At 70.9% G+C, this 7,299-nt stretch carries 6 protein-coding genes; 4 read left to right on the plus strand and 2 right to left on the minus strand.

Translation table 11 applies throughout. The annotated features are described in order from the left end of the window. Positions 1-101: 101 nt before the first annotated feature. On the minus strand, positions 102-2,693 hold the full coding sequence (clpB, locus tag ACFQGL_RS31415) for an ATP-dependent chaperone ClpB (protein ID WP_377516286.1): 2,592 nt from the start codon (positions 2,691-2,693) through the stop codon (positions 102-104). 86 nt (positions 2,694-2,779) lie between these two features. Further along, complete coding sequence (locus tag ACFQGL_RS31420) at positions 2,780-3,454, minus strand: TetR/AcrR family transcriptional regulator (protein ID WP_377516288.1); 675 nt, start codon at positions 3,452-3,454, stop codon at positions 2,780-2,782. Positions 3,455-3,538: 84 nt separating this feature from the next. On the opposite strand from ACFQGL_RS31420, the gene ACFQGL_RS31425 reads away from it, so the two are divergent. The 4 genes from ACFQGL_RS31425 (at position 3,539) to ACFQGL_RS31440 (ending at position 7,069) form a co-directional block, all read left to right on the plus strand. Beyond that, complete coding sequence (locus ACFQGL_RS31425) at positions 3,539-4,675, plus strand: epoxide hydrolase family protein (protein ID WP_377516289.1); 1,137 nt, start codon at positions 3,539-3,541, stop codon at positions 4,673-4,675. Between the two features lie 80 nt (positions 4,676-4,755). Then, complete coding sequence (locus ACFQGL_RS31430) at positions 4,756-5,256, plus strand: cation:proton antiporter regulatory subunit (RefSeq protein WP_377516290.1); 501 nt, start codon at positions 4,756-4,758, stop codon at positions 5,254-5,256. Positions 5,257-5,261: 5 nt separating this feature from the next. Next, entirely contained in the window at positions 5,262-6,467 is a 1,206-nt protein-coding gene (locus ACFQGL_RS31435) for a cation:proton antiporter (RefSeq protein ID WP_377516291.1), read from the plus strand. A gap of 170 nt (positions 6,468-6,637) precedes the next feature. Next, a complete protein-coding gene (locus tag ACFQGL_RS31440) occupies positions 6,638-7,069 on the plus strand; it encodes a hypothetical protein (protein WP_377516292.1) in 432 nt (143 codons plus the stop codon). The last annotated feature ends 230 nt before the right edge of the window (positions 7,070-7,299 follow it).

The raw sequence follows: 7,299 nt of genomic DNA on the forward strand, positions 1-7,299 counted from the left end.
CCCCGCCGCCCGCCACTCCACCCTGTTGATCAAGAGGTTTGCGTCGTGGGAAGACTTTCCGACGACGCAAACCTCTTGATCATCGCGCTTCAGGGGGGGGGTTAGGCGGGGGTTACTGACAGGGTGTTGGTTTGGGGGTTTAGGTCCACCTTTACCGTGTCGCCGTCTCGGATGGTTCCGGAGAGCAGGGCCTTGGCCAGCTGGTCGCCGATGGCCGTCTGGACCAGGCGACGCAGTGGGCGGGCGCCGTAGATCGGGTCGTACCCGTGTTCGGCGAGCCAGCCACGGGCCGCGTCGGTGATCTCCAGGCCGAGCCGGCGGTCGGCGAGTCGCCGGCGCATCCGGTCGAGCTGAATGTCCACGATGGAGCGCAGGTCGTCCCCGTGCAGCGCGGCGAAGACCACGATGTCGTCCAGCCGGTTGAGGAACTCCGGCTTGAAGTGTGCGCGGACCACGGCGAGGACGCCCTCCCGACGCTGCTCCTCGGCCAACGTCAGGTCGCTGATCACCGACGACCCGAGGTTGGAGGTGAGGATCAGGATCGCGTTACGGAAGTCCACCGTGCGGCCCTGGCCGTCGGTGAGTCGACCGTCGTCGAGCACCTGGAGCAGCACGTCGAAGACGTCCGGGTGGGCCTTCTCCACCTCGTCCAGCAGGATCACCGAGTACGGCCGGCGGCGCACCGCCTCGGTGAGCTGACCGCCCTCCTCGTACCCGACGTAGCCGGGCGGGGCACCGACGAGGCGGGCCACCGAGTGCTTTTCGCCGTACTCACTCATGTCGATCCGGACCATGGCCCGCTCGTCGTCGAAGAGGAACTCGGCGAGGGCCTTCGCCAACTCGGTCTTGCCGACACCGGTCGGGCCGAGGAAGAGGAAGCTGCCGGTGGGGCGGTCCGGGTCGGCGACGCCGGCCCGAGCCCGGCGTACCGCGTCGGAGACCGCGCCGACTGCCTCGGCCTGGCCGACCACCCGGCCGCCCAGCGACTCCTCCATCCGGAGCAGCTTGGCCGTCTCGCCCTCCAGCAGCCGACCGGCCGGGATGCCCGTCCAGGAGGCGACCACCGAGGCGATGTCGTCCGCGCCGACCTCCTCCTTGAGCATCGCGCCGTCGGCCTGTAGCCCGGCCAACTCCTCCTCAGCCTGCTGAAGCTCGACCTTGAGCGCGGGGATCCGGCCGTAGCGCAGCTCGGCGGCGCGCTCCAGCTCCCCGTCGCGCTCGGCCCGCTCGGCCTCGCCACCCAGCCGCTCCAGCTCCTCCTTGGCGGTGGAGAGCTTGGTGATGTGACTCTTCTCGGTCTGCCAACGCTCGGAGAGCGCGGTGAGCTGCTCACGCTTGTCGGCCAACTCCTGACGCAGCCGTACCAGTCGCTCGGCGGAGGCGGCGTCCGGCTCCTTGGCCAGCGCCATCTCCTCGATCTCCAGCCGACGGACCGCCCGCTCGATCTCGTCGACCTCGACCGGCCGGGAGTCGATCTCCATCCGGAGTCGGGACGCCGACTCGTCGACCAGGTCGATCGCCTTGTCCGGCAGGAACCGGTCGGTGATGTAGCGGTCCGACAGCGCGGCGGCGGCGACCAGCGCGGCGTCCGTGATCCGTACGCCGTGGTGCACCTCGTAGCGCTCCTTGAGCCCACGCAGGATGCCGATGGTGTCCTCGATGGTCGGCTCACCGACCACGACCGGCTGGAAGCGACGCTCCAACGCCGGGTCCTTCTCGATGTGCTCGCGGTACTCGTCCAGCGTGGTGGCGCCGACCATGCGCAGCTCGCCGCGGGCGAGCATCGGCTTGAGCATGTTGCCGGCGTCCATCGAGCCCTCGCCCTTGCCGGCGCCGACCACGGTGTGCAGCTCGTCGAGGAACGTGATGACCTGCCCGTTGGAGTTCTTGATCTCCTCCAGCACGGACTTCAGCCGCTCCTCGAACTGGCCGCGGTACTGCGCGCCGGCGACCATCGCGCCGAGGTCCAGCGAGATGAGCTTCTTGTCCCGCAGCGACTCGGGCACGTCGCCCGCCACGATCCGCTGGGCCAGACCCTCGACGATCGCGGTCTTGCCGACGCCGGGCTCGCCGATCAGCACCGGGTTGTTCTTGGTACGCCGGGAGAGCACCTGGATGACGCGACGGATCTCCGAATCCCGGCCGATCACCGGGTCGATCTTGCCGTCCCGGGCGCTGGCGGTCAGGTCGACGCCGTACTTGGCCAGTGCCTGGTAGGTCTGCTCCGGGTCGGCGGTGGTGACCCGCCGGTCCCCACCCCGGACGGTCGGGAACGCGGCGACCAGAGCCTCCTCGGTCGCACCGGCCGACTTCAGCGCGCCGGACACCGCGCCGCCCACCCGGGCCAGCCCGGCGAGCAGGTGCTCGGTCGAGGTGTATTCATCGCCCAGCGGCCGGGCGATCTGCTCGGCTGCGCCGATGGCGTTGACGAACTCCCGAGCCAGCGTGGGCTCGGCGATGCTGGAGCCCCGCGCCGCCGGCAGGCCGTCGACCGCGCGCTGGGCGGCCCGGCGCAGCTCGGCGGGGTCGGCCCCGACGGCGCGCAGCAGGCCGGCGGCGGTCGAGCCGTCGGTGTCCAGCAGTGACAGCAGCAGGTGCCAGGGCTCCACCGTGGCGTGGCCGCGCTGGTTCGCCAGCGCGACGGCACCGGTGATGGTCTCGCGGCTCTTGGTGGTGAGGCGTTCCGTGTTCATGGCTCCCCCGGGATCGGCGTTGTCCACTGAGTTGGACACAACCAGAGTTGAGCGTATTCCGCTCAACTCTAGCGCTGTGACACCCATCACTCCCGTTGCCGCCACCGCCAGTCGAACTCCCCGGCCGCCGGCGGCGGGCCGGGCATCGGGTCGGCATCCGGGGCCGTCGACAGGCCACCCAGCAGCACCGCGAGCTGGCGGCGGCGCAGCTGCCCGGTCCGCTCCGCATCGGGTACGCGCACCGCGGCGCACCCCTCCAGCAACAGCCCCAGGTCCTGCACGACCACGTCGGGGCGCAGCCGCCCGCTGGCGTGCGCCCGCTCGAACAGCGCGGTCGCCAACTCGTTGGCACGCATCGCGTCCCGGCCCATCTCCTCGGTCGGGGTGAACGTACCGGCCAGGTGGACGGTGAGCGAGTGCACGTCGGCGTCGACCACCCGGGCCAGGAACCCGGCGAACGCGGTCCAGTCGTCCGGCTCGACGAGGGCCGCCTCGGCCTCGGCGATGTACCGGCGCAGCCCGTCGTGGCAGAGCTGACGCAGCAGATCCTCCTTGCCCGCGTACCGCCGGTAGAGGGCGCTGATGCCGACGCCGGCCCGTTCCGCGACGGCCGCGATCGGGGCCTTCGGGTCATCCAGGAACACCGCGCGGGCGGCTCCGAGGATCACCTCGTCATTGCGGGCGGCCTGGGCGCGGCGTCCAGCCAGCGGCGCCTCGGCCTTGCCGGGGGGAGCCGGGGTCTTCTCGGGGGGAGTTGGCATGGCGTCAGCCTAACAGTGGAACGGATCGTTCCGGTCTGCTATCGTGGTAGCAGAACGAAACATTCCGTTCCGGAGGAGTTCAAGATGACCGGCACCGCGATCCGCCCGTTCCGCGTCGAGATCCCGCAGACCGCTCTCGACGATCTGGCCGCCCGACTGGGCCGCATGAACTGGCCGGCCGAACTGCCCGGCGCCGGCGACGCGTACGGGATGAGCACCGACCGGGTGCGCGCCCTCGCCGAGGCGTGGCGGGACGGGTTCGACTGGCGGGCCGTCGAGGCCCGACTGAACGCCCACCCGCAGTTCGTCACCGAGATCGACGGCGAGCAGATCCACTTCCTGCACGTCCGGTCGCCGCGGCCGGACGCCACCCCGCTGGTGCTCACCCACGGCTGGCCCGGTTCGGTGCTGGAGTACCTGGACGTGATCGCCCCGCTCACCGAGCCGACCGACCCGGGCGCGCCGGCCTTCCACGTGGTCATCCCGTCGCTGCCCGGCTTCGGGTTCTCCGGCCCGACCCGCAGCACCGGCTGGAACCGGTACCGCACGGCCCGCGCCTGGGCCGAGCTGATGAACCGCCTGGGGTACGAGAGCTACGGCGCGATCGGCAACGACGCCGGCTCGATGGTCGCGCCGGAGTTGGGTCGGATCGACCCGACGCACGTGCTCGGCGTGCACGTCACCCAGCTCTTCTCGTTCCCGTCGGGCGACCCGGCCGAGTTCGCCGATTTCTCCGAGGCGGACCAGGCGGCGCTCGGGCACCTCCAGTGGTTCTACGAGAACAAGTTCTCCTTCAACCAGGTGCACAGCCAGCAGCCGCAGACCCTCGCGTTCGCGCTGACCGACTCGCCGGTCGGGCTGCTGGCCTGGAACGCGCAGCTCTTCGACGAGGGCCTGGACGTCGACTTCATCCTGGCCAACGTCGCGCTCTACTGGTTCACCGGCACGGCCGCCTCGGCGATCCGCTTCTACTGGGAGGACGCGCACGCCGACGAGCCGCCGGCCGGCCCGACCACCGCGCCGACCGCACTCGCCATGTTCCCCGGCGACTTCCAGTCCATCCGCCGCTTCGCCGAGCGGGACCACACCAACATCGTCCGCTGGACGGCGTACGACCAGGACGTCGAGGGGCGAGGCGACGTCGGCGGTCACTACGCCGCCCACCAGGCCACCGATGTGCTGGTCACCGACATCCGGGAGTTCTTCGCCACCCTGCGCTGAGCCCCGCCCCAGCCGCTTCGCCGGAGGGACGGAGTTCGACCAAGATCTACCCCTGGTTCATCAGGCGGTAGCCTTGGCTCGTGCGAGTACGTGTCGAGCAGACCGCCTTACCGGGGATCGGGGTACGCCACGATCTGGTGACGGAGTCCGGACGCCGCCTGGGCGTGGTCTCCCACCGCAATGGCCGCCGTGATCTTGTCCTCTACGATCCCGACGATCCCGACGCCTGCCAGGCGGACATCCCGCTGACGGATGACGAGGCGGAGGCGCTGGCCGACATCCTCGGCGCGTCGCTGATGCTCGGTCAGCTCTCCGGGCTGCGCGAACAGGCCGCCGGTCTGCTCACCGAGCAGATCGCCATCCCGGCCGGGTCGCGGTACGTCAACCGCCCGCTCAGTGACACCAAGGCACGTACCCGCACCAGCGCCTCCATCGTGGCGGTGCTACGCGACGGCGAGGTCATCGTCTCGCCGCTCCCCACCTTCCGCTTCGCGGCCGGTGACGTGGTGGTCGTGGTCGGCACCCGCAAGGGTCTCGACGGCGTGTCCGCCATCCTCGCCGACAGTGACCCGGACGGCTGAGGCGGATGCACGAATCCACCACACTGCTCGTCGAAGTCGGCGCGCTGCTGCTGCTGCTCGGGGTCCTCGGTCGGCTGAGCCGCCGGGTCGGCCTCTCGCCCATCCCCCTCTACCTGCTCGCCGGGCTCGCGTTCGGGCACGGCGGGCTGCTTCCGCTCAACGCCAGCGAGGAGTTCTTCGCGGTCGGCGCCGAGATCGGCGTGATCCTGCTGCTGGTGATGCTCGGCCTGGAGTACTCGGCCAACGAGTTGGTCGGCAACCTGCGCTCGGCAGCCCCGGCCGGCCTGATCGACGGGGTGCTCAACGCACTGCCCGGTGCGGCGTTCGCCCTGCTGCTCGGCTGGGACTGGGTCGCCGCCCTGGTGCTCGGCGGCATCACCTGGGTCTCCTCGTCCGGAGTGATCGCCAAGGTCCTCGCCGATCTGGGTCGACTCGGTAACCGGGAGACCCCGGTGATCCTCTCGGTCCTGGTGATCGAAGACCTGGCGATGGCGCTCTACCTGCCGCTGGTCACCGCCGTACTCGCTGGCACGGGCCTGCTCGGGGGCGGCATCGCGCTCACCATCGCGGTGGGCACGGTGCTGCTGGTGCTGGTGGTCGCCATCCGGTACGGCCACCTGATCTCGGCGGCCCTGTCGGCAAAGGACCCGGAGGCGCTGCTGCTCGGCGTACTCGGTCTGACCCTGCTGATCGCCGGCATCGCGGCGAAGCTCCAGGTGTCGGCGGCGGTCGGGGCGTTCCTGGTCGGCATCGCGCTCTCCGGCCCGGTGGCGCACCACGCCACCGAACTGCTCTCCCCGCTGCGGGACCTGTTCGCCGCGGTGTTCTTCGTCTTCTTCGGGCTGGTCACCGATCCGCGGGACATCCCGCCCGTGCTGCTGCCGGCACTCGCGCTGGCCGTGGTCACCATGGCGACGAAGACGCTCACCGGCTACCTCGCGGCCCGGCGGGTCGGCATCGCCGAACCCGGACGTTGGCGGGCCGGGCTGGCACTCGTACCCCGAGGTGAGTTCTCCATCGTCATCGCCGGGCTCGCGGTGGCCGCCGGCAGCGTGGAGCCGCGGTTGGCCGCGCTGGCCACGGCGTACGTCCTGATCACCGTCGTGACCGGGCCGATGCTGGCCCGGCTGCCCGACTTCCCGTGGTTCAAGCGGTGGCTGCGCACCCGTGCGGCGGCCCAGCGGCGGGAACGGGTGCCGATCGCCGACTGACCCCGTCCCGGGCCCGTCTGATCATCCTTTCGGCCGGGCCCGGACGACGGTTGCCGAATTGCTGCCGTCGGGTACTACCGCAGTACCCGACGGCGGGTTACCGTTTCGCCGCAGCAGCCAGGGTCCGCTGGTGGTCAGTGCCATCGCGGGCGAAAGCGGAAGGTTGGCCGGTGAGCGTGCAGGAGTCGACGTTCCACGGCTTCGCCAACCCCGTCGATCCGACTCCGGCGGAGTTGCGAGCTTGGGCGTACCAGCCCAATTCTGTGCCGTTGAGTTCCATGCCACCGGACTGGGACCTGCTGGTCTCCGGTGACCGGCTGGTGCTGACGCTCTTCGAGTTGGCGATGGACACCACCTGTCCGGCCCGCCGCTTCGCACTGCACTGCCTCTACATCTACGCGGCCGACGGCATTCGGACGAACTTCCGCGCGCACCCCAAGCGCCGCTTCCGCAAGCTGGTCGAGCAGGCCGAGCGCAACGGCGACGAGCTGATGAAGATCTGGGCCCACAACGGCCGGGTACTGCTGGCCCGGCCGGACCTCTTCGCCTACCGCGACTGGTGCGAAGGCGGCCTGGTCCGCGAAAACCGCCGCCTCGGCTAATCCTCCCCCGCCGCTTAGCCCCCCCGGCCGCTCGCCCTACCCCGCCGCGCCCGCGCGCCTCACCCCTACCCCGCCGCGCCCGCGCCCCGCGCCCGCACCCCTACCCCGCCGCGCCCGCGCCCGCGCCCCCGCGCCCCCACGCCCCTTGCCCGCCGATCTAGGGAAAATCGTCGCTAGTGGATCTCAATCCACAGCGATATGCCCTAGATCGACGCGGCAGGGGCGTGGGG

The sequence above is a fragment of the Micromonospora vulcania genome (genome assembly GCF_042658605.1).
Classification (GTDB): Bacteria; Actinomycetota; Actinomycetes; order Mycobacteriales; family Micromonosporaceae; genus Micromonospora; species Micromonospora vulcania.